Origin of the sequence: Nostoc sp. 2RC (assembly GCF_014222165.1) — a bacterium.
Classification (GTDB): domain Bacteria; phylum Cyanobacteriota; class Cyanobacteriia; order Cyanobacteriales; family Nostocaceae; genus Nostoc; species Nostoc linckia.
In genome coordinates this window covers 1-23,572 of record NZ_JACKZU010000094.1, presented here as the reverse complement: position 1 = coordinate 23,572, position 23,572 = coordinate 1, and the positions used below count along the sequence as shown (strand labels likewise).

General features: G+C 39.3%; 16 protein-coding genes and 1 tRNA gene. 8 read left to right on the top strand and 9 right to left on the bottom strand.

Features of this window, described 5'->3' with window-relative positions; genetic code table 11:
- The coding region (locus tag GNE10_RS13245) for a formylglycine-generating enzyme family protein (protein WP_185565581.1) at window positions 1-1,285 on the top strand (1,285 nt) is incomplete at its 5' end.
- Here GNE10_RS13245 and GNE10_RS13240 read toward each other — a convergent pair.
- Together GNE10_RS13240 and GNE10_RS13235 are read right to left on the bottom strand one after the other, a co-directional pair.
- Window positions 1,282-4,542 carry an AAA domain-containing protein gene (locus tag GNE10_RS13240; RefSeq protein ID WP_260446874.1) on the bottom strand — a complete coding sequence of 1,087 codons (3,261 nt, stop codon included), beginning with the start codon at window positions 4,540-4,542 and terminating at the stop codon, window positions 1,282-1,284. The genes GNE10_RS13245 and GNE10_RS13240 overlap by 4 nt on opposite strands.
- A gap of 332 nt (window positions 4,543-4,874) precedes the next feature.
- Complete coding sequence (locus GNE10_RS13235) at window positions 4,875-5,807, bottom strand: caspase family protein (RefSeq protein WP_185565579.1); 933 nt, start codon at window positions 5,805-5,807, stop codon at window positions 4,875-4,877.
- Between the two features lie 52 nt (window positions 5,808-5,859).
- Here GNE10_RS13235 and GNE10_RS13230 point away from each other — a divergent pair, with 52 nt between their 5' ends.
- On the top strand, window positions 5,860-7,320 hold the full coding sequence (locus GNE10_RS13230; RefSeq protein WP_185565578.1) for a hypothetical protein: 1,461 nt from the start codon (window positions 5,860-5,862) through the stop codon (window positions 7,318-7,320).
- 84 nt (window positions 7,321-7,404) lie between these two features.
- Entirely contained in the window at window positions 7,405-7,695 is a 291-nt protein-coding gene (locus GNE10_RS13225) for a hypothetical protein (protein ID WP_185565577.1), read from the top strand.
- A 71-nt stretch (window positions 7,696-7,766) separates the two neighbouring features.
- Here GNE10_RS13225 and GNE10_RS13220 read toward each other — a convergent pair whose 3' ends face one another.
- The gene (locus tag GNE10_RS13220; protein WP_221642837.1) at window positions 7,767-8,102 is read right to left on the bottom strand and encodes a DUF433 domain-containing protein; all 336 of its coding nucleotides are present in this window, start codon (window positions 8,100-8,102) and stop codon (window positions 7,767-7,769) included.
- A 102-nt stretch (window positions 8,103-8,204) separates the two neighbouring features.
- On the opposite strand from GNE10_RS13220, the gene GNE10_RS13215 reads away from it, so the two are divergent.
- The 4 genes from GNE10_RS13215 to GNE10_RS13200 all read left to right on the top strand — a co-directional run bounded on the left by GNE10_RS13215 (window position 8,205) and on the right by GNE10_RS13200 (window position 12,954).
- A complete protein-coding gene (locus GNE10_RS13215) occupies window positions 8,205-9,452 on the top strand; it encodes a WD40 repeat domain-containing protein (protein WP_185565575.1) in 1,248 nt (415 codons plus the stop codon).
- A 97-nt stretch (window positions 9,453-9,549) separates the two neighbouring features.
- Window positions 9,550-10,050 (top strand): hypothetical protein, encoded by a 501-nt coding sequence (locus GNE10_RS13210; RefSeq protein ID WP_185565574.1) that lies wholly within the window; start codon window positions 9,550-9,552, stop codon window positions 10,048-10,050.
- A 439-nt stretch (window positions 10,051-10,489) separates the two neighbouring features.
- Window positions 10,490-11,659 (top strand): tyrosine recombinase XerC, encoded by a 1,170-nt coding sequence (gene xerC, locus GNE10_RS13205; protein ID WP_185565573.1) that lies wholly within the window; start codon window positions 10,490-10,492, stop codon window positions 11,657-11,659.
- Window positions 11,660-12,366: 707 nt separating this feature from the next.
- Window positions 12,367-12,954 carry an HNH endonuclease gene (locus GNE10_RS13200; RefSeq protein ID WP_185565572.1) on the top strand — a complete coding sequence of 196 codons (588 nt, stop codon included), beginning with the start codon at window positions 12,367-12,369 and terminating at the stop codon, window positions 12,952-12,954.
- Between the two features lie 853 nt (window positions 12,955-13,807).
- On the opposite strand, the gene GNE10_RS13195 is transcribed toward GNE10_RS13200, so the two are convergent.
- The 4 genes from GNE10_RS13195 to GNE10_RS13180 all read right to left on the bottom strand — a co-directional run bounded on the left by GNE10_RS13195 (window position 13,808) and on the right by GNE10_RS13180 (window position 16,886).
- A tRNA-Phe gene (locus GNE10_RS13195) sits at window positions 13,808-13,880 on the bottom strand.
- A gap of 76 nt (window positions 13,881-13,956) precedes the next feature.
- Window positions 13,957-14,826, bottom strand: coding sequence for a metal ABC transporter permease (locus tag GNE10_RS13190; RefSeq protein ID WP_185565571.1), 870 nt, complete (start codon window positions 14,824-14,826; stop codon window positions 13,957-13,959).
- 162 nt (window positions 14,827-14,988) lie between these two features.
- On the bottom strand, window positions 14,989-15,789 hold the full coding sequence (locus tag GNE10_RS13185) for a metal ABC transporter ATP-binding protein (RefSeq protein ID WP_099072747.1): 801 nt from the start codon (window positions 15,787-15,789) through the stop codon (window positions 14,989-14,991).
- 80 nt (window positions 15,790-15,869) lie between these two features.
- On the bottom strand, window positions 15,870-16,886 hold the full coding sequence (locus GNE10_RS13180) for a metal ABC transporter substrate-binding protein (protein WP_185565570.1): 1,017 nt from the start codon (window positions 16,884-16,886) through the stop codon (window positions 15,870-15,872).
- Between the two features lie 318 nt (window positions 16,887-17,204).
- Between GNE10_RS13180 and GNE10_RS13175 the strand changes: the two genes are divergently transcribed.
- Entirely contained in the window at window positions 17,205-18,827 is a 1,623-nt protein-coding gene (locus GNE10_RS13175; protein WP_185565569.1) for an iron uptake porin, read from the top strand.
- A gap of 1,000 nt (window positions 18,828-19,827) precedes the next feature.
- Here the strand turns inward: GNE10_RS13175 and GNE10_RS13170 are convergent.
- Both GNE10_RS13170 and GNE10_RS13165 read right to left on the bottom strand, forming a co-directional pair.
- Window positions 19,828-21,561 carry an NFACT family protein gene (locus tag GNE10_RS13170; protein WP_185565568.1) on the bottom strand — a complete coding sequence of 578 codons (1,734 nt, stop codon included), beginning with the start codon at window positions 21,559-21,561 and terminating at the stop codon, window positions 19,828-19,830.
- 382 nt (window positions 21,562-21,943) lie between these two features.
- Complete coding sequence (locus GNE10_RS13165; RefSeq protein WP_099072752.1) at window positions 21,944-23,218, bottom strand: glycosyltransferase family 1 protein; 1,275 nt, start codon at window positions 23,216-23,218, stop codon at window positions 21,944-21,946.
- Window positions 23,219-23,572: the final 354 nt, after the last annotated feature.

The window sequence follows — 23,572 nt, the reverse complement described above, 5'->3', positions numbered from 1 at the left end:
ATATAAATTCAACCAAGCTATGGAGTTTAAATTGTCTAATTTCAGTGAATTAATTGCAATCTTTGAACGTATTGCTAAAGGTGAAGGCGTACAAACTGACACATCAACTGTCATTAGTATACTAACAAATCTTGGAGTAGCAGCAGATGACATACAGAAATTCACATCAATATTAAATACAGATAGACAGCAAGTCTATCAAATTGTCTTGCAATTAGGCAAAAATAATTACAACATGGGCAAAGCCCAAAGTAATCAATTTGGCGAAATCTACAACGGCATAAATCCAGAATTAATCAAGGAAGTTTTGCGAGAAGTATTACAAGAGGTTTTTAGTAACACAAGTATTAACACATTAGCTAAAAATTTACCAGCAGTTGATTATGAGATAACTGAAAAACTAGAATGCATAAATTCAGAAATATCTCAATATTTACCCACATCAGAACTTCCAGCTATTTCAACCTTTGATTTTGAAACGGTAACAGTAGGTAAGCAGGGAAACATTACTAAACGTTCTATTAAACAAGCAGAATACTTTGTAGAAGATTTGAACAAGGGTGTTGAACTAAAAATGGTTTCTATACCTGGTGGTTCATTTACAATGGGAGCATCTAAAGATGAATCTGGAACAGTAGAGGATGAACGACCTCAACATTTAGTCACTCTTAAACCTTTCTTTCTCGGTAAATATCCTATTACTCAAGCACAGTGGCGAGAGGTTGCAAATTTTCCAAAAATCAAATGCAAACTTGAATCCGAGCCATCATATTTTCGAGGAGATAAATTACCTGTAGAGTGTATTTCTTGGTATGAAGCACAAGAATTTTGTGCTAGACTCTCACAAAAAACAGGACGAGTTTATCGTTTACCTAGTGAAGCTGAATGGGAATATGCCTGTCGTGCTAATACAACATCTCCATTTTATTGTGGTGCAATAGTTACGAGAGATTTAGCGAATTATCATGAGGAACAGCAAACACATTTTCGTGTGAGTCAAACCAGCGAAGTCGGAATTTTTCCTGGTAATAGCTTTGGATTATATGATATGCACGGTAATGTTTGGGAATGGTGTGCTGACTATCAACATGAAGATTATCAAGACGCACCATCAGATGGTAGTGCATGGACAATAGATGGGAATCCAGAATATAGAATGCTTCGGGGTGGTGCTTGGGATTATGATTTTAATTATTGTCGTTCTGCATCTCGCTATTTTGAAAATCCCAGTACACGCAATGAATCATTTAGTTTTCGAGTAGTGTGTTGTCTTGAAAATGCCTAAACCATTAAATATTGTTTTACTTGGTTTTTGATTTCGGAGATTAAAGTTGATTCTAAAATTTTTATGCTAGTTTCTTGACGAATCTGAGCTTTTGTATTGCTACGATTCTTAATGCAGTAATATCTGTAGGGGTGAGAAAGCCAATTCCAACTACCAACGACAGCAAATTTAGAGTCACAAATTAAAATTCTCTCGTTTGTACCTTGACTTCGTTTGTATTTTTCTTTCCCTAAAGGACGTAGTGTTAAATCTGGATATTGAGGAACTAATTTTCTCAAATGGTTTTCCGCTTTAATGTCATTATCATCAATGCCATCAGGATCCATATAACCATAAATTACTTCTATCTTTATTCCTCTTTGTAAAGCCGATACTATCTCTCTAGCAAACCGCTCTGGTTCTGAGTTCTTATGTATACCACGAATCCAAGGTGTAACAATTGTGATTTCTTCTTCAGCTTCATCAATAGCTGTTTTTAAAATATCTAAATGGTCACAATCAAGAACGAGCGTAGCTCCTGGCCTCTGTTCAGGAATTTCATTTTTGGACTTGTACTCAAAAATTTCGCCATGTTCTCGAATATGTTCTACAAGTTTACGGGTATAACCTTGAGCTTTTTCTAACCTATAAAGATTACCAACTAAAATAAACAGTTCTTCTGCTCTAGATACGGCAACATTAAGGAAATTAGGTTTAGAGTTTAGCCAATCACAGCTACGATTATCTTGTGGTCTGCATACTTTTGTAGATAAAATTATTACTCGCTTCTGTGAACCTTGAAATTGATGAATCGTCCCAATTGCTTCTTTTTGTAACCCAGACAGTTCTTTTTGTTTTGGTAAACTATGCTTCAAAGCTTGAGCATGAATGCTGAATGGAGAAATAACACCAATATCTTCTGGTGAGTAACCTTGACTAATCAAATGCTTGATTACTTCACTGACTACAGCCACCTCTTCTGCATTGACATTGTTCTGTATACTTCCCTCGACGTGGTACGCAACTAGGTTTGTTGTTAATAGAGATGATGCAGGTTTTGTCTTTACTTGTAACCCATATCCTACGATGCGATCGCAAAATTGAATAATACTAGGCTGACAACGGTAATGCTCAACTAGCTTAATTCCTTGACCAGCATCACCGTCTTCCCCACTTGCACCCGCCGCTCGATGATAGGTAGTAGCTAGTTCTGTTTCTTCAGGACTGTAAAGATGATAATCAAGTTCAGATAGTCCTCTTTTAATAAAGGCTGAATCACGGTATTGTTCGCCTCTTGGATTACTTAAATTAATAATGGGTTCAATCTGAAGTGGATCTCCCACAATAATGGCATTGCGACACCTAAACAACAAAGGAAATGTCTGATGCTGTGGTATCATTCCCGCTTCATCTACAATAATTCTATCAATGCAATCAGTAACACACGGCAGCATATTTTTTACTGAAAGCAAGGTGCTGGTAATAACTGGGAATATTAAACTGATAGCTTTTAGATTTTCTTCTAATTTTTCTAAATTTTGGGAAAAATATCTACGGTTTCTCTCACTGCCTGTGATGAAGTTTGAATATGCAGTTAAAGCCTTTTTTACATCTTCTTTATTGCGTAATGCTTCTTGCTTGAGCAATTGCCGCGATAATTCAAATAATCTTTTATGTTCTTCATGATAATCAACATGAAAGTCATGATAAAAGTCTTTTAAGTTGATTTTTAATCTATTTTCTAAGGCTACCAATTCAGTGCTTATCGAATGAAGCTCATTAGTGAATCTCTGCGTTTTTTCTACGCCTTCTCTTAAGTGATTTTTGATATTTTGGAATTCTATAGTGCGTTCTATTCTTGTATTAACATAGCCTAATTCTTGAATGAAAATACTCCGATTATTAGGGTTTTTCACAGGAAAAGGAGTATCAATAGTTTGTAAAATATACTGTTCACATTTGGATGCCGTTTTTTTCAAAATTTGTTGTTCCGTACTGCGAGTTAGCCAAAGTATAAATCTTTTCCACCAAGGAGTGTTACTTTCTGGTAAGTGCGATCTCGCATTTTCAAAAATCAGCTGAATTTTTTGATAGACATCTATTGGCAGCTTTTCATAAAGGTGTAGTTCCTTAGCTTTTCTCTCAGACTGAACTTGGGTTATTTTCAAACTCTCTATTTCTACTTCAAGCTGTTGAATTTTTTTCTGTAGCTGAGGTTGCTGTATTTCATCCGCATCACGTTGACGACGTAAGTTTATATAGTGATTTTCTTGAGTTTTTAAATTAGCTACTATTGTTTTAATTTCTTCTGATAGAGAATTATATATATTTTCGTCAAAGCTTTGTTTATCAAGTAATTCAATAATAGCAAATTGGATAGCATCTTTAGCTCCACCCTCTGCTTTAATATTAGTCTTACTTCCTCCTTTTAGATAAAAAAACTTATCCTTTAAAGGCTTTTCTTTTAAGTATTCATCTAGTTTTTCAATAACATTTTCAACGGCTTTATTTACTGTACTGCTAACAACTGTCAAGTTATTGATGTCTTCCCCTGTTTCGAGTAATGTGAGCGCACGCTTAACAACTTGCTGGGCTATGACATGAAGAATCAGTGTAGTTTTACCAGAACCCGGAGGCCCTTGAACTGCTGTTATAGGTTCAGTTTGAGCGTGTTTTAGTGCTTGCAGTTGAGAGTCAGTTGGGGGATGGGTTGAGAAAGCTCCTGTATATGTTATCTTGTGGGCAGGAAGTTGAGGCTTGCCAAATAAATATTCATAGGCTGGATGCTTAGATTTAAACCAATTTTTTGCACTGGACTTAATATTTTTTAAATCAGGTTTGAGATTTATATGAAAGTTACTGACTGAGAATTTGAATAAATAAGGCTTGTATTCAATATTATATGGATGCAATTGTAGTTGATTCATCCAGCCTTCATAGGTGTCAAATTCCAGTCCAAAGGTACTTTTGAGAAACTGTGCGAACCCATCTTGGGTATTTAACTGCTCTCTTTGTTCATCGTCAAGTTTGAGAAATCTTGCTAAATTGTCCCCAGCTTCTACTAATTCCAAATTGTCAAGATTCCATCCGTCCTCTTGATACTCTCCTTTGAGGATGGATGTCACATCTAAGCTAAACAAAGGATAATACTCAGATTTCCCCTGGTTGACAGTCGAGAGTTGAGGAAAGGATAAAACCCAAATAGTGTCTTCTTGAGCAGTGTCTTCGCTAACTTTCCGTTTGATTTCAGCAAAATCATTTTGATTAATTTTTATCAAATTACCATTTAGCTCTACACCACTCAACACAGCCTCATTACCTGGAACTTTGGCATTGTTTAAATCTACTAAAACAATGAATTCTAACCATGCGTTGAGAATTGCTTCTATTTTGCTGGCTCTATTCAAAACTTCCTCCAGGTAATTACAAACAGATAGACGTACTAAATAACGCTAGATAACTCAGGAACCTTGCCAAATTATCTATGTAATTCTAACTGTATCACTTTTGTATTACTCACATTGTCACGAGATAATTACATATCTCTAAAAATCATTTTTATTCTCTAGAAAAAAATAATTGAGTTAGGGTGTAGAAAATAATTGTTGTATTAATTGCTATCATTAATCACGGGATTACCTATACCTACATTAATGTTGTATTTTGAATTTTTCTGAGTCACAATTTGAATAACCGAATTATTGGTACTTGGTTGATTAAAAGCCCCAGGTTCAGGTTCAATCTCCGGTTCACCTTCAAAGGGTAATCCTTTCGGCTCAGTTTCACCGCCTGCGTAGTATGCCAGGATAAAGTTATCAGCTTGCTCAAAATTATTTAAAATGGGATGCTGGCGATCGCGCGTTCTTCTCGGTACGACTTCACGCGCATACATAGCTAAATCTGCAACCCGCACATAACCATCCTTTTGCGAAGCTCCTTTACCTGCTAAGGCTTCGATTAAGGCTAGTGTAAAAGCACTGTAGGGTCTACCTGCAAAAGATTTTTCATCGGCTTGGGAGGAAGCGATCACAAATCGTCCTTTTCCTTGATGAAACAATGCTTGAGCCTCTGGCGGAAGCGGTGCTTTTTGGGCTTCATAACCTAATTTTGATGTATCTACTAAGCCACCAGCATGGCAACAATCTAATAATATTAACAGCTTCTTTGCGGCAATTGCTTGTAGCTTGGTAATAAATTCTGTACCACTAATCCCTGTTTTATGTAGTTTGGTCTGGTCATAGCCAAAAGGCATTAAATAATAGGCTTCACCTATAGGACTATTGACTTGATAACCATGCCCAGAAAAATAGACAATTACTGTAGAATCAGGTGTAGTTGATTGAGCTAATTTGTCTAGAGCTGCAAGGATTTCTTCTCGGTTTGCCTGTTCTTTAGTCAACAAATGCACCTGTTGGGGTGGATAGGCGCAGCGTTCCGCGTCTTTGAGGATATTGGCAAAACCGACAGCATCATCTACGGTGTTGGATAAATCACCACCAACCCCAACAATACAAGCATGACCTTGGCTAAAGACTTTGTTCACTTTTGATTAAGTATTAGGTAGTATGGCTATAATTTAGCACCTATCTTCAGGTATGAAAATTAGGCGTTTTGATATTTTAAAAATTCTACTTTTATCATTGGTTATTTTGATAAAATCTCCAGCTTTGGCTCAAGCAGAGGTTATAACTAACCCCAAAACAATTACAATCAATGCAACCAGAGGAGAAAATGTCACCCGCACGATTACGCTGCGGACTAGCGAGAAAGTAAGTAATTTAAAAGTAATTACTGTAGATTTATTGAGTGCTGATAATAGTTCAGTTTTACCAGCACGCACAATTAAACTGACTTCACCACCTACTCAAATCAATCCTCAAGAATTGATTAGTTTACCAATCCAGTTTGAGTTGCATAATTCTTCCAGTGGAGAATTTACAGGTGAAATAGTATTAACCTATGAGGCTGGAGAAAAAACCATTCCTGTAATTGTCAGACTCAAAGATCCTTGGCCATTACCTCTAACTGTATTGGTGTTGGGAATCCTCATTGGTATGGCGGTTTCTGCCTACAGTAGCCAAGGAAAGTTAAGTGATGAAGTAACAGTTAATTTAGAGAATTTGCGTACTCAAATTGCGGCGGATCGAGTTGAAGCACGAGCATTTTGGTCGCGGGCTGATATTTATCTTAATATTGCCAAACAAGCACGCGATGCCAAACAAATTGTTGAGGCGCAAGCAGCAATTAATAATGCGAAGGAAGTTTGGCATAAATGGATCCAACAACGCCCTGATTGGGATATTTTGTTTCGCTATTATGACAAACTCCGTCAACGCCTTGACCGAGAGGACTTAAAAGAAGATACATCGGCTCTCTATATTCAAGTTATAGAGCGAGATTTAGAACAAGCTTTACAAAATGCTCCTGTTCTTACAACAGCAAATGAATTGCAACAAGGTCTAGATAAAATATCTCAACAAATTAATACTTATATTCAATTAAAAACACAGCTAGAAAAACTAAAAAACTTAATAGGAGGGTTAGAAGATAGTAACCAACGCTATGAATGGGAAGATAAAGCATCTAAATTAACGCAGAGATTGTATATGTTAATGCCTGCTCAAGAAACTGAGATACAGACTTTACAATCCGAAATTAATACAGGTATAGAAAAAGTAAGGGTGTTAGAAATTCAGGTTTTTAATGAAGAAAAAGGTATTGATGGTATTCCTGAAGTTGGTATGGTGATTCAAGCCCCGTCAGTATTAGAGAAAGAAGCTTTACAAGTGCAATTTTTAACTAAAACAGGAAAGGCGATCGCCAGCTTATGGGAAACTGCAAACGGGCGGTTGAAATTGTTTTATCTCTCCAGTTATCTGATTTCCTTTACTGTGTTGGCAGGTAGTGGTTTTAACCAATTGTATTGGACTAAACCCACTTTTGGGGCTAATGGTTGGGGTGATTATTTTGCTTTGTTAGCATTGGGTTTTGGCGCAGAAGCTACTCGGAATGTTGTAACACAGGTAGCTCGTAAAGCTGATGAATCAAGCTCATAAATTGGTAGGAAATTATGATAATGTAATTAGCTTATATGGACTATAAAATCTAAAATTTTCTCAATTTTTTGAATAACTATAAATATGCCTAATCGTGAAAATATAAGCGATATTTTTGACCGTATGCCAACTCATCTTTGCTTTGCGATCGCCTTAGTAGATGAACTGAATATAAAAACCAGAGAAGCTATCCAAACAACTAACCCATTTGATCTGCGAGTAGATATGCTTTGGTACGAGATCCCAGTGGTTTACGAACTAAACCAGCAGCAGTTGTACTTCTATGAAAAGCCCACAAGTATTTGGGAGCAATTTAAAGGAGAAATTGTCTGGAAACAATTGCGAGAAATTATCCAGCAAATTTTAAGTGGTTAATATGGCATAGCAGTTTCAGTTGGTAAAACTGGAAATGGAAATTGCTCGTCTGCGTAAAATCGTGCCATCAACTAGGCTACCTCATTACGCTTAATTGCCAATTCGATTTCATCAGAATGGGCTTCTGCATACACCCAAGCATTAGCTAAATCTGTAGCTGTAATGCTGGGATAACTTGTCAAAAGGTCAGCATCACTGTATCCAAGATGACGAGCTTCCACAAGTACCCAAACAGGAATACGAGTTTTCGCTATGCGTGCTTCTCCACCACATACTCCAGGGGTTTTCTCAATTCCTTGCCAACTGCTACTAAGGCTTTGAGCAAGTAACTGTATAGCCTGGACTTTTTCATCAGGACTGAGGGCAAGAAGTTGTTGTTCTAACTCTTTGAGTGTCACAGATATCATCCTTGGATAATCTTGTCAGGCTACATTTACAATTTTATATTTGACCCAAAAGTTAACCTCGATTTTTGACCAAATTACTAATCTATTATTCACAAGTATTCAATGACACATCATAAACAGATCCAAGAAACTCTGCATCGAGTTGAGAATAGACAGCAAACTGATGAAGATATAACATTTTTACGTCAGTTACTTTTGGCTGGCGATCGCCAAATCATATCACAACTAGGTAAATACAACGTTAATATTGGCGAAGGTAGAGACATCCATATAGGCGATTGCATCTACCAAACCTGGGATGAACAAGCCATCCAAGCTTTAGTTCAAGCCATTCAAAAAGTAACTTGGCGATGTGTCGCTAGTTTAACAGAGAATGATTACACTCAAGTTGAAAGTCAATCCACTGGAATTCAAATTATAGATAAATTAGCCAAAAATTTAACTGATTTTTCTCAACAATCTGTGATGCGTTATGGATTAAAACTAGCTTTTAGTCCTCATCAAAAATATTTTATTAGTAGTGGCAATCAAGTTATTAAACGTTGGCAGACAAACACACGAGAAAGACTACAAGAAATTTCTGTTCCCTTTTCTGCAACAGGCATTTTTGATTTATGGTTTACATCTGTAGCCATTAGTCCAGATGCTCAATTAATTGCTGCTTGTAAAGCTTATCAAATATATATTTGGCGTTTAGGCACATCAAATCCGCTTCATACGTTTAGTAAAACTCTTTTGAGTAATTTTTTAGATGTTTTTGGTTTTGATTCAGTCACTTTTAGTCCTAATGACAAAATATTAGCTGCTAATGATAATCATGATATTAAATTGTGGGATGTAGAAAGCGGCAAAGAAATTGCTAAATTATCAGGGCATTCTGATAAAGTAACCTGTGTTGCTTTCAACCCAAAAAATCAACGTATTCTTGCTAGTTGTAGTTACGATAAAACTATCAAACTATGGGATATAGATAGGCAAAGATGTTTAAGCACACTTACAGCACATCGAGACGCTATTTATACACTTGCATTTAGTCCAGATGGAGAAATATTAGCGAGTGGCAGCAATGACAATAAGATTAAACTTTGGTATTTAAATACTGGAGAAACCCCTCAGACTCTCCAACAACATTCAGATGCCGTTACTTGCCTTGTATTTAGTCCAGACGGTAAAACTTTATTCAGTGGTAGTAATGATGAAACAATTGTAGAGTGGAAAATTACTGAAAACGAATTCCAGATTTTCCCTGAACGACATCGCAGAGGTGTGACATCAATTGCAATTAGCCCAGATGGAAAAATGCTAATAAGTGGAGGTCGAGATCAGACCATTAAAGTTTGGCAGCGATAAAATCAGGTTATGTTTACAACAGTGATAGAAAGAAGTTACTTAGTTGCGATCGCCATCTCAACCCAAATCAAAATTTCCTGCTTGAATCATCATCAAAATGACCACCCTTGAAGAATTAAACGCCATACTTGAGCGCATCGTCAAAAAACAGCAGACTGAGGCTGATATAACAGTCCTGCAAAAATGGCTTAGTGGTAGTGGTCAGATTGTCTCTCAGCAAGGGAAATATCCGGTCAACCTGGGACAAGGACAGGAAATTCACATAGGCGATACCTTTGGTGGGCTTTGCCTACGCACTTATTACGGCGCAGATACAGAAATAATCAGAGAAATAATTCGGTCTCTACTTGAGGAACTAAAAGGTACTGGTCAATTTACCGCATTTAAAGAGCAGAACCAGCAGTCTGTTGATGAACTGGTGCAAAAAGTGCGATCGCGCATTCATGATGATATTCAGCGATTACATAGCACGATGCCACTATGGAGTGTAGATCGCTGGGTTCCTTTAGGTGATTTGTTTGTGGATGTGAACATTCTAGAGGAACTAAGCAGTAGTCGTAGGTCAGAACTTGATGAACTATATATAGCGATCGCGTAGGTAACTTAGCAATGTGATTTCGATGCTTGGCAAAGTCTTTTGCATAAGTACTAGGGCTGATTTGAGGTTTTTTGAATTCGCTATACTTGTCCCAAAGTTCATCTAATTCAGGTTTCGGCCGCTTTTACACCCAATTTACACCTATTTTTTGCCTAAAGACATCAAAAAATACCCAAAATTTTTCTAGGATTTAGAATTTTTTCTTGATTAATCAGATGTTATAAAGCAAAAACCCCTTGAAATCCAACGATTTCAAGGGGTCTGATTGTATGCCAGGAACCAGACTTGAACTGGTGACACGAGGATTTTCAGTCCTAGCTCTAATCTAGCTAAAACGCTTACCATACAAGGTTATTACACTTACTACAAAATAGTATTACCCCATTGGATGCAAGTTTACTGCAATAATAGACTCAGTAAGCAGCAAAAAGGGGTAGGTATGAGAGAAATTACACCAAGGGATAACAAGGGTTCCATTATCATTCGGTTCACTTATTCGGGTAAGGAATACTGTTTTAGTCCTCTGCCTGGTAGTAAATATGCTGACAAGTTTGCACTTGCAAAGGCAAAGGAGATTGCCAGTAACATACGTAACGACTGTATGGCAGGGTATTTTGACCCAACGTTGACAAAGTACAAGCCCAATGCATTACAAGGTAGAACAAAGGAAGCTGCTATTCGTGATGCCGAGGATGCAAGGGCTGAGTATGAAGCAAGGTTATCCGTTAACGCTGTTGACCTGTTGCAACTGTTTGAAGACTACACACTGTTCAAGTCTAAGACTCTGGCATCCAACAGCATGATTGATTACGACCGTATCAAAAACAAGATTAGGAGATGCCCTCACAAACTAGTGAGAGACGCTGTACAGATAATGCAATGGCTGGTGAATGATCATAAGGGTACTAGCACGAGTAGCCTTGAAAAGCAATGGAAGCTGATAAACGCTTGCTGTAAATGGGGTGTATCGACTGACAAGTTGCAATCAAACCCTTTTGAAGACAAAAAGAACTTGATACCATCTACCAAAAACACGGGAACCAGGGATGATATTAATCCCTTTAGCGATAATGAGCGTAAGCGGATAATTCAAGCGTTTTATGCTAGTGATAGTTATAAGTACTATGCTCCCTTAGTGGAATTCCTGTTTACTACTGGATGTCGCCCTGAAGAAGCCCTAGCGCTCCAATGGAAGCACGTTAAAGGTGCAAAGATTACCTTCTGTCAAAAGCTGACAGCAAGCGGCGAAATAGAAGCGGGTACAAAAACACAATCAAAGCGATCAATCACTATCAATGACCAACTTAGAAACGTTGTAGAGGGCATTAAGCCGGTAAAGTGTGATCAAGATGATTTTATATTCCCTGCCAAAAAAGGAGGGAATATAGACTGGCATAACTTTGCTAATAGGGCTTGGAAATCAGTACTTGGCACTCTACCAGACATCGAATATAGGAACCCTTATCAGATGAGACACACTGCTATCACAGAGATGGTTAGAAGTGGCAATGACAGTGCTATGGTCGCTAGATGGGTGGGGAATTCGGCAAACATGATCGTTAAAAGATACTTGGGTGATGTGAGCGATATAGTGATGCCATGTGGATAGATATGTGAGCAGCAAATGTTTCAATCGCTTGTAACGTATACATAGCAATGAATTGAGCATATCTTTACGCCGATAGTAATCAGAAGCAATACATATATGAGGGATGGTTAATGGACAAGTCTTGTTCGTGGTGACCACCCCTATTTTTATATACGTCGTTTATAACGACATAAATAACGTCGTTTATATCGTCGTTAAATATGTCGTATTGTTTTTAGGGGTATTCAGTACACTATTACTGGATGAAAAGCTGATATGTACGGTATACCTGCCAGGTCAAAACATGGAAGTGCTTTACATCAATGAATCAGTGTTATACCCCTTATTTTTAGTACGTCATTCACAACGACGTGTATAACGACATTAATAACGCCGTTCAAAACGTCGTGTGTTTTGTAAGGGGGGTACACCCGATATCAGCAATACCGATATCAGTACTTAAGCGCTACAATCCTTGCCATATAAGGCTTTGTCGTAACAATGACGTGTTTATACGGCGTTGAATAGCGTCATCAAACTTTTAAACCTATGGCGTTTTAAACGTCGTTTTCAGTGTTGCTACTGATGTCGCTGTTATTAGACAAGTCTTATATTGGGTACATCGAATACCACGCACACGACTGCTAGCAGCGCTAGAGACGATGATGCAAAAGTAAGCGATAAAACAGACACAACACACACGATACACACACAAGGTATAGCGGTAAATGGCAAGACAATTATCACTGCTTGACACAACAAAAACGTCACATCTGACATTAGTGCATACAGACTCTACACCCCACGTTCTGACAGAGAAGACATTACCAACGGTGGATGACGGCGATCAAGAGATACGCGATATTCCTGGTTACGAGGGTAGGTACTTTGCTAGTCGTGACGGTAAAATTTGGTCGTCTTGGCGTGGTAGCATCAAACCACTCAAGAGTTTCACACCTTACGACGGGAAACATACCGTTATTCTGTACAATGGCAGTGTTCGTTGTACACTTTGTGTTGACCGTCTGGTAGCGCTAACATTCATAGGGGAATGTCCATACACACACAAGCTCACACACGTTAATGGCGATCGCTCGGATAATCGCGCTAGCAACCTCAAGTACGTTACCAAAGGCAGAGCAAACAAGCGTAGTAACAGTGCTATTAGCAGTCAAGACACTACAGAGTTAACGGATAAGGAAGTAAGGGTTATCAGGGAATTATTACGCGATGGAAAGCTTACACAGGAACGTATAGCCGAGATATATGGCGTATCCAGACAGATGATACAGGTCATAAGTGCTAGTATTCAGTAAGAGCAGACTACGCGATAACATGAGTAGAATTTTAAAATACGACAAATAAGAACATCGTCGTTTTATACGTCGTCAATAACGACGTTATTTATGTCGTTTATAACGACGTTATAAAAAATACCGCACTAGGGTACAAACCTTGGTGTGTTTTGTTTTGAGTGCTTTTTTGATAATGGTTTTTAGTGCATTTTACGATCTACCCATAACGTTATGGTTAACCTGGTTATACCCCATTAACTGCCACCGTGACACACCTGGATACCACTGCTATCTAAAGTCGTGGTTGGCAAGTGATCGTCCTGCTACCACCCACTACAATCGCCACCAAGGCACTATTGCCGATATATAGGACAAATCCTATATTAGACAAATTTTATAACGGTGTAATGCCCTATGCTCAACATAGCCTTAAAACACTTACCAGTACCGTCATGACCAAACAGGGAACCTATAGGTTTCCTTTGTGTTGGCGATGTGTCAAAACAGTACGCATCCTGGTAACGCATCGCAAAAGTTCAGTACTACTGTATGACAAGTCATATATTGCACTTTTAATACATCATCGGCTAGACTAGGCGCTGAGGGTGGGCGGGAGAGATACCAACTACACACACACACGTTTCCCCCTACCCGTAGGGCGTAGCGACTTGCAGTGACCTTGCATCGTCTTTAACCGATACCCCATACTTGACTGGTGTGAGTGACCTATGTTCATACCAGTTTTTTGCGTCACTAGCAACAGTACTGATGACGGCTGTTAGTGCTACCAAGGCTACCAACGTGGTATTTACGCTGGATGCAAGTTTACTGCGAGTGGATGCAGGATGCAAGTTGTGTTTTTAGCTGAATTGTATGCCAGGAACCAGACTTGAACTGGTGACACGAGGATTTTCAGTCCTCTGCTCTACCGACTGAGCTATCCCGGCGGAGGCATTTATTTGAGCCACGATTAATAAATGTAGCAAAGATAAAACGAATTTGCAAGAGGTTGGAGAAAAATATTTATGTAGCTTTGAAGTTCACCTTAAACCAGATGACAACAGCTAAAAACACTAGAAACTGGACAAGAACGATACTCGGCCCAGAAGCTATGCTGAAAAGACCTGAGAAAATGATGCCAGTGATGCTGGTGCTGGAACCAACTATTACTGAAGTGACTAAAAAGCCACTAAAGTGGTGACTCATAAGTTTGGCAGTGGAGGCGGGAATAACCAAAAAGGCATTTACTAATAAAACGCCAACAGCTTTAATTGCTACAGCAACAGCCAGTGAAAGCAACACCACAAAAGCGTAGCGGTAAAATTGTACAGGAATACCTTGAACCTGAGCCACATCTGGGTTAAGTGTCAATAAAATTTGCTGTTGCAAAGTTGATAGTAAAAATATGGAACCACCCACAAGTATCAGCAGCGTCAAAATTAAATCTGTGGCATCCAGCCCTAGAATATCGCCAAATAGTACTGCCATCAAGTTGCCACGATATCCTTTGATGAAACTGGTGAGAATTAATCCGATCGCTAATGCCCCAGATAGCACTATACTAAGTACGCTATCGCTAGCTAAGTCGGTTTTGTCGATAAAGTAAAGGACAACAACACCAAAAATTAAGGTAAAAGGTAACAGCATCCAAGTAGGATTGAGCTGTAGCAGCACACCCAACGCCACACCTACCAATGCCGCATGGCCAACAGCATGACTGAAAAAAGACAGTTGGCGCAAGGTAACAAAACTACCCAACATCCCACCAAGTATTCCCATCAGTACAGCTTCCGCCATCGCCCGTTGCATAAAGGGGTATTGTAATAAGCTGACTAAGTTATTACCGTTGGCGATCGCTAGCCAAGCTATCTGACAATTATTAGAGAAATCCATACTTCTGGGCAATGCCCTTGATAAGTTAGCACAAGTAGGTTCGTAATGTATTGTATATTGTCAAGCCGAGTCAAGTTTTGAATTCAAGAAAAGTAGGGACAAGGGGGACAAGGAGAATAATTCTTAACCCCCCAGTCAACAATCAACAGTCAACAATCAAACTCAATTATGATTGTGCTGGTAGCGACTGAAAAGAGGGCCGTAGGTTGCTAAAAGATTTTGTGGTGAAAGGGCAATTTCTGGCTTTCCTGTGCAAACAATGGTTTGATTGAGACAAAGCACGCGATCGCAATGACGGCTTACCATATCAATATCATGGGAAACCTGCAATACTGTCCAACCTTCTTGCTGTTTTAATTCATTTAGCAATGCATAAAAATCTGCTGCGCCTTGTATATCAACTCCAGCAAAGGCTTCATCTAGTACTAGTAATTTCCGTGGCTTCACTAGACAATAAGCTAACAATACGCGCTTAAGCTGACCACCGCTAAGAGTACCAATAGGTTGATGCTGTAAATGATAAGCATCAGTTCGCCGTAAAGCTGCTGTTACTGCTAAGGACTTTTCTTGGTCTTGTGGCCACAACCTGAAAAAAAACGAATCTTCTTTTTTGCCTTTTGCCTTTTGCCTTTTACCTTCACTTGTCCATCCTAGTCCTACCAATTCTCTGACAGAAATGGGAAAGCTGCGGTCAAAAAAGAAATTTTGCGGCATGTACCCCAACAAGTGACGTAAATGCCCCAGCTTTGCAATTGGGCGATCGAATACTTCAATGGTACCAGCGCTTCGAGGTATCAAATCTAAAACGGCTTTAATCAGAGTACTTTTACCAGCACCATTGGGGCCAACTATAGCTGTATCTGTTCCTGGTGACAATTCAAAAGAAACATCTCTTACAGCTAGATGACTGCCTTGATAGACTGTTAATCCTTCTACTTTTAAGATAGCAATGTTATTAGTCATTGGTTATTGGGCATTGGGCATTGGCCAAACAGGGCATTGGGCATTTGTAATAGATAAAGGACAAAGAACAAATGACAAACCTATTTACATGCAGTTTCTAAAGTTTGTAAGTTAGCTTTCATTACTTTGAAATAATACTGTGGATCTGTTTCACCAGTTTCCACGGAATCCAAAGTCCGCAAATTTAACTTCAAGTCTTTTGATAAACTAGTGAGCAATTTATTATCTACTCCTGGTTCGCTAAATAAGGCTTTAACTTTATACTTTTTCACAGCTTTGATTGTATTTTGCACATCTGTTGGCGAAAGTTGATCTTCGGGAATTTCCACCACTGCAACTTGTTGGAGATTATAGCGTTTGGCTAAGTAGGGAAACGCATCATGAAAGGTGACAAAGGTGCAACTTGGAGTTTTTTGTAATGTCTGCTGAAATTCGCTGTTTAATACTTCTAATTCTTTAATGTAAGCCGCAGCATTAGCTTCATAAGTTGCTTTATTTGCTGGGTCGGCTGCTATTAAGCCATCACGAATGTTAGTTACTTGCTGTTTTGCCAAAACTGGATCTAACCAAACGTGGGGATTACCTTGACTGTGTTCGTGTTCGTGGTCTTCTTTATTTGTGGTTGTTTTCTCAACAGGTGAAATTTCATTTAAGGGTTTAATATCTTTACTCGCATCAATTTGTATTAATTTAGAGTTTTGAGCATTTTTGACCGTGCCTTGCAAAAATTCCTCCAACCCTAAACCATTTTTTACTAATACATTAGCAGTGGCGATCGCTTTCACATTTTCCGGTGTCGCTTGGTATTCATGTACCTCCGTACCAGGTGGTACTAAAATTTTGACATCTGCCGCATTTCCGGCCACTGCTTTAGTAAATAAATATATCGGCAAAAATGTAGTTACTACTTGAGTTTTTCCCGACTGTGCTGTGGGAATAGATGCAGCTTCCTGTGCTTGTGGTGACTGTTGGGCAGTTGTTCCTTGATTCGGATTTGATTCCCCACAGCCAGCAGTTGTTGACAATAATAGCAGAGCAATTAATGATACGATACCATTTCCCTGTCTGTGTGTTCTGAATATTCTCCAATTTCCCATTACGCTGTTTCCTCCCCAAAACCAATGCTTACTGTGGTTTTGCCACAATTATTTTTGACAATGATACTTATTCTACATCTTCATATTATAATAATTATCATTCTCACACAATATTATATTTAAGTATAAAAAAGTACAAAAATACTGGTTGAGATTAAATCTCTGCAATCAAGTTTCCCTAAAATAATTAGGATTTATTGACATATTTTGTTAAAAAGCTTGCATACTTCTGATAAGATTACTGACGAGTTTTTAATAAAAGTGCTTTGAAAAAAGCGCGGTGTGAGCGCAAATTATAGATTCAATGTGAGGAGAAAAATGCAAAAAGTTTGTCAATATCTGCTAGTTAGTCCAGCAGTATGCAGTGCAATGTTATTTCTTAGTACTGCTACATTTGCAGGTGAAACATCGGACACTTCCCCCATCAATCAAGGGCCAGTTGTAACAAGTCCAAGCACCAAAGTTGAGAACATCGCTGAAAATAAAACAATGGCACAAGTTACTTCAGTGTCTCAGTTGTCAGATGTGCAAACTACAGATTGGGCTTTCCAAGCGTTGCAATCGCTGGTGGAACGCTATGGTTGTATTGCAGGTTATCCAAATAGCACTTATCGTGGGAATCGGGCACTGACGCGATATGAGTTTGCTGCTGGTTTGAATGCTTGTTTAGATCGCGTGAATGAATTAATTGCCACAGCCACAGGTGATTTAGTTAACAAAGAAGATTTAGCCACATTACAAAAACTGCAAGAACAGTTTTCTGCCGAACTAGCAGCACTCCGGGGTCGTGTAGATGCCCTAGAAGCACGTACAGCTGAATTGGAAGCCAATCAGTTTTCCACCACAACCAAACTGCAAGGACAAGTTGTTGCCGTTGTTAGCGATGTGTTGTCAGGAAATACAGTCAATGGTGCAGAAATTACAGACGAAAATACAACTTTAGGGGTACGGGCGCGGGTAGAATTTGTTACTAGCTTTACAGGGCAAGATACACTGTTCACTAGAATCCAGGCGAATAATATTCTCAGCCCTAATATTGGTACACCAGAGGGCAATTTATTCTTTGCTGGCGAGGATGGTACCACTAGTGCTGCCATAGATGCACTGTATTACAAATTTCCTCTGGGCAAAAAGACACAAGTCATCGCCATTGCCAATGCAGGTGCAGCCGATGACTTGACAAGTACTGTCAACATCTTTGACGGCGATGGCGCTTTTGGTGCTTTGTCCACCTTCGGTACACGCAACCCAATTTATAACCAGATAAATGGCGCGGGATTAGGATTAACATACGAATTTAGCGAGAAATTAGCATTGAGTTTGGGGTATTTGAGTGGTACAGCTAATGACCCTACACCAAATAATGGTTTGTTCAACGGTTCTTATGGTGCTTTAGCACAGTTGACAGTTCAACCAAGCGATCGCATTTCTATTGGTTTAACTTACATCAATTCTTACAACCAACCGCTAGCCACAGGTAGCAATGCAGCAACCTTCCAAGATATCGCTGCTATCCAGGGTTTACCAGAAGAAGAAGTGGGATTTTCCAGTAATTCTTACGGTGTGCAAGCATCCATTGGTATTACTGACAATATAGTTTTAGGTGGTTGGGTAGGATACACCAACAGCCGCAGCTTGAGAGGAAACCGTGGAGACGTTGATATTTGGAACTATGCTGTTACCCTTGGCTTCCCTGACCTCGGTACAAAAGGTAGCTTAGCAGGTATTATTGCCGGTATAGAACCCAGAGTTACAAGTTCTAGCCTCGTGGGATTAGCTAGAGATGAGGATACATCCTACCATTTGGAAGCATTCTATCAATATAAACTCAGTGATAATATCACCATTACCCCAGGAGTCATTTGGCTAACATCTCCAGATCATAACAATGATAATGATGATGTTGTGATTGGTGCCCTGAGAACCACATTCAGTTTCTAATTTTGCAAATCTCAAAATCAAGACGCAAAATATAAGTTTGCGTCTTGATTTTGTATGCGATTTTCAATTACTTCCTTATCACTGTAAGAGTACTTAATTTTTTAAGTAATAGCAAAGAACCGAAACAAATAAATTAAGTAATTTTATGGCAGGAATAAAGTAAAAAATTTAATATTTTGATTTTATGAATACTTAATCATATTTCATGAAACGCCTAATACATTGACATAAGCGTAAAGTTATATACTTCTACAGTCAATTTATGGGGTCACAAATATTTTTTGTAGCCATCCCCTTTTCCACATCTAGCTTGCATATCCAAATTTGATGAAAGTCTTGCTAACTGGGCATCTTGTCCATTCCCATTATGCAATTGAAATGTGAGGAATTGATGACGTTAACGGTTAATTTTAAACCGTCTTTGACTTAATATAGCAGTCGCCACAATTGCGAAGACATTTCTCTATTCCCTTGAGATCAAAGACAAATATGTCTATTGCTATATTTGACAAACGATTCAGTAATTCATCTCACCAAAACCCAAGAAAAAGTTTGCTAATAACTACAAAAAGACCAGCCTCCCACAGCTGGTCTAAAAAATGTTTTTTCGCGTTGTCTTCTCAAGAGAGTTAAAACCCAATTGCGCGTTCCCAAAATGCAACGGGCAACTTTTCTTAACAATATTGTAACAGCCAACACAGATTTTTCAGAAAATTTCATCAAAAAAAGATATAACCAAAATTTAAAAGCGTCTATCTATAAGGAGAATTGGCTCTAACGGAGGGAGGAGATGGGGAGGCGATACGGTTCGGGGAAAGGGGAAAGGGCAAAGGGCAAAGGGCAAAGGGCAAAGGGCAAAGGGCAAAGGTTTCAAATACATCCTTTACCCCTTAACCTTTTCCCAGACCACAAGGGAAGTTCATACTGCTTATCCAAACCGTATTGGGGGAGGAGGGGAGATGAGTTTTTCCCCTATGCCCTATGCCCCATGCGCCATGCCCTATGCCCCATGCCCAATAACCAATTGTGGTTTCCCCCAAAGAATGCTCTCTTGTTTGTAAATGGCAATTCCGGGTTTTGCTCCTTTGGGTTTGTAGACGTGTTTTAGCTGAGTGTATACTACTGGTACTTGGTCACTCTGACGGGCGCGACTGTAGTAAGCGGTAAGATTAGCAACAAATTGCAAATCAGTTTCTTCTGCAACAGCACCGGGTTCAAGGCGTAGTAGTACATGGCTACCGGGAATTTCTTGAGCGTGGAACCAGAGGTCATAATCCCCAGCTACACGAAAAGTTAATTGGTCATTTTGGCGATTGTTGCGACCGATTAATACTTCAAAGCCGCTGGGAGTACGGTAATGATAAAAGTCGCTGATGGAGTTTTCATTGCTAGGGCGATCGCGGTACTCTGGATCTTGTAAATACTTTTGTCCAATGAGTTCTTCGCGAATTTCTTCTAAAGCTTGCAAATCTTCTGCTGTTTGGTAGCTGTCTATCTGTTCGATGGCAGCCTGCACTTGCTCTAAGTAATCAATTTCTGTCTGTACTTCTAATAGTAATGGTTCCACCGCAGAACGAGCGCGTTTAAGTTTTTGATGCTGTTTATAAAGACTTTGGGCATTTTGAACGGCGTTTTTATCCGGTTGTAGAGCAATAGCCACTGGCTGATTAGTCTCAAAATCTGGGATAATTATCTCCTTCATTCCTGGTTCCCAGTTTTGTAGGTGAGCCATTAATAAATCAGCTTTTTGTCGATATTCATCAGCTCGATCTGATTGCTGCAAGCGCGTCTTAAAGGTTTGAGCTTTGTTGTGTAGTTTCTCCAAAATATTATTTAATTTCTGACTCAATTGATGGCGCAATTGGGAAAATAACTGTTGATTGAGTTGGTCAGTGTAGTAAAGTTTGAGTAATTCTTGGGTGTCTTTGGCACTTTTCACACCACCCCAACCCATCACTGTGTAGCCATGTTCTGTCCAAGCTGGTTGAAATCGATCTGAATCTAAAGCTTGCAGCCATTCTTGCCAACGCTCAAACAATCTTTGCCAATCGTCAGGTTTAAGGGTATCAGTAGATGTTTCTGGTGGAATATTAGCTACTAACAACATTGACTCTAGCAAAGCAGCACTTAAACCACTATAACTTTTGAGTAATTGCCGCTTGATTGCTCCTGGTACTAAGCTTACTCGTTCTTGCCAACGTTGTTGAGATTCTTGTAAATTGGGGATAGTACCAGTGAGTTTGGGTGGTGTTTCGTAAGGTTGTCCGGTGAGGATGGGACGGACACTAGATTGTTGCTGACTGACTTGATGAGCAGGAGCGATGGTTATATTGCTGGCGTCGGTGAGAATGACATTGCTATACTTGCCCATAATTTCTACATACACATGATATAGGGCACTTTCTCCAGGACGCCGAGCAAATTGTAAATCAATAACACGTTCCCAAGGAGCGATCGCTTCAATTGCCACCAAGGCCAAACCACCCAATTGGTGTATTAGTTGCTGGCTGAAGGTGAAGGTATCGGGAATTCGCGGTGGTGGATCGCCGATACAAATATGTGCAGCTTGAGGATGCCAAGATATCTCTAGCCAACCCCGCTGTTTCAAGGTGCGTAATGCTATGACAATAGTGTAGCGATCGCGCTGGTAAACTTGCTCTGCTCTTGAGGGTAGCCAGTTTGTGCGTAGTTCGCTACAAGCAGCTTTTAGGGTGGTAAAGTCAACTGGTTGCACAAAAATTAATTATTAACCTGCAAATATCGATGCCCAGTATATGCTATCGCGTCTAGTTCACACTGGCATCACATAAAAAAGCGGTCAGCATTAATCAACTTAACCGCATTTGTCGTGCTATCAATATAAAACTTACCCACTCAAGTAGGTACAGACAAAGCTCAGCCCTTGTCTGTACCTACTGGTCTGTCCCATTAATTTTGATGAGTTTGTAGTAAGCACTTTAGTGCTTAAAAATCAAGGACTAAAGTCCTAACTACAAACTTATTTATCTCTCAGAACTAATGGGACAGACCACTACTCCCTATTTCAAAGACCTAGTAATACGAAGGGTAGCACCTGCGTACTACCCTACCAATGATTTACCTATAACCAAAGAAGGTTATTTTGTGAGTAATGCTGGTTCTAGTTCTTTGGGTGTTTCTCCCAAAATCTCTTTGTAGAGTTCGCCCAGTTGATTAGCAACGCCATCCCAACTAAACTTAGTTTCAACGCGCTTTCTACCAGCTTTACCTAATTCATCTCGCCATTGTGGATTCAAGAGAATTCTATCGATGGCATTGGCAAAAGCACCTACATCTTGGGCTGGTGCTAATAAACCAGTTTGTTCGTTCACCACAGTAAACTGAAGTCCTCCCACATCGCTTGCTACTACTGGTGTACCACTGGCCATAGCTTCAATGGCTACGAGTCCAAAGGGTTCATAGTGACTGGGAACAACGCAAACATCAGCTGCTGCGTAATAAGTTGGTAAGATATCTTGACTCAAACGACCAGGAAGCACGGTTAAATCACTCATCCCTAATTCGTTGACAATTTGCTCAATGCGATCGCGCTCGATTCCATCGCTATTACCTGGAGTGCTACCACCACCAATTATTAGCTTGAGGTTGTTGGACTCCCGTAATTGAGACTCATTGACTGCACGCACTAGGGTTTCTATACCTTTACGTGGATCGAAACGACCCACGTATAATACAATCTTGGCTTCTCCATCGATTCCCAATTCTAATCTGGCTGCATCTCGTTTGATGGAACCAAATCGCTGAATATCTGTACCGCAGGGAATGATATCGATATTGCCTTCACTAGAAACGAGCGATCGCATATGTTGATGTTCCTGCGGACTCGTCGCTACAATTCGTTCTGCTGTCTCCAGCACTTCTTTTTCTACAGCCAATCGCTGACTGGCAATCAACGGAATATTATCTATGGTGTTATATTTTACTGCTCCCAAAGAGTGGTATGTGTGAACCTGTTTAACTCCTTGGATTTTCTTCAATTCCATCCCTACCCAGCTAGAAAGCCAGTAATTAGTGTGAACTAATTGGTAGGTAATACCATTTTTCCCTTGAAATTTGAGGAAATTTTCGACAAATTCTGGGAGATACCCAAAAATATCATCTCGTGGCACAAACTCCAGGGGGCCTGCTTTTAAACGAATAGTTCGACAATTCTCACTATGTTGAACAATCGAGTCTTGCTCTAGACTTACCTTGCGGGTGAACATATCAACTTCCCATCCAAGCTGGGCTAAGGCTTCACCCACATAGCGCACGTAAACATTTTGTCCCCCGGCTTCTTCTTTCCCTATTTCAATCGCCGGGTCTCCGTGGACGGAAATCAAGGCGATGCGTTTTTCGGTGGTAGAGTTCATAGTTTGTGTGTTGCGGATTGTAACAAAGTTTTAGCCGATTTCAAGTAAGCAGCTAACAGCAGCACGCTTGCCTGAGTTATTTAAGAACTTTGATTATTATTGATTTTAATTTAATATCTCTAATATTTTTTTACATCTTCTGCCAGAAGTATACTTTCAGATTAAGTATATGTATTTAATTCTTTTATATATAAATGGCTATATTTATATTTAATACCTCTGATAGATGAAATTTTATTGTTTGTCTTGTTTGCGTAAAGCTAATTTTATAGATCTCATTATTAATGAGATAAATCATTGTTTATACTAGTACTAAATAAAAAATAGTTAAAATTCATACTCTTACTTCAGAAG

Excerpts from the sequence above, each read along its gene's own strand:
- GNE10_RS13230 (WP_185565578.1), top strand. The coding sequence starts at position 5,860 with ATGAAAATTAGGCGTTTTGATATTTTAAAAATTCTACTTTTATCATTG.
- GNE10_RS13225 (WP_185565577.1), top strand. The coding sequence starts at position 7,405 with ATGCCTAATCGTGAAAATATAAGCGATATTTTTGACCGTATGCCAACT.
- GNE10_RS13220 (WP_221642837.1), bottom strand. The coding sequence starts at position 8,102 with ATGATATCTGTGACACTCAAAGAGTTAGAACAACAACTTCTTGCCCTC.
- GNE10_RS13215 (WP_185565575.1), top strand. The coding sequence starts at position 8,205 with ATGACACATCATAAACAGATCCAAGAAACTCTGCATCGAGTTGAGAAT.
- GNE10_RS13210 (WP_185565574.1), top strand. The coding sequence starts at position 9,550 with ATGACCACCCTTGAAGAATTAAACGCCATACTTGAGCGCATCGTCAAA.
- xerC (WP_185565573.1), top strand. The coding sequence starts at position 10,490 with ATGAGAGAAATTACACCAAGGGATAACAAGGGTTCCATTATCATTCGG.
- GNE10_RS13200 (WP_185565572.1), top strand. The coding sequence starts at position 12,367 with ATGGCAAGACAATTATCACTGCTTGACACAACAAAAACGTCACATCTG.
- GNE10_RS13190 (WP_185565571.1), bottom strand. The coding sequence starts at position 14,826 with ATGGATTTCTCTAATAATTGTCAGATAGCTTGGCTAGCGATCGCCAAC.
- GNE10_RS13185 (WP_099072747.1), bottom strand. The coding sequence starts at position 15,789 with ATGACTAATAACATTGCTATCTTAAAAGTAGAAGGATTAACAGTCTAT.
- GNE10_RS13180 (WP_185565570.1), bottom strand. The coding sequence starts at position 16,886 with ATGGGAAATTGGAGAATATTCAGAACACACAGACAGGGAAATGGTATC.
- GNE10_RS13175 (WP_185565569.1), top strand. The coding sequence starts at position 17,205 with ATGCAAAAAGTTTGTCAATATCTGCTAGTTAGTCCAGCAGTATGCAGT.
- GNE10_RS13165 (WP_099072752.1), bottom strand. The coding sequence starts at position 23,218 with ATGAACTCTACCACCGAAAAACGCATCGCCTTGATTTCCGTCCACGGA.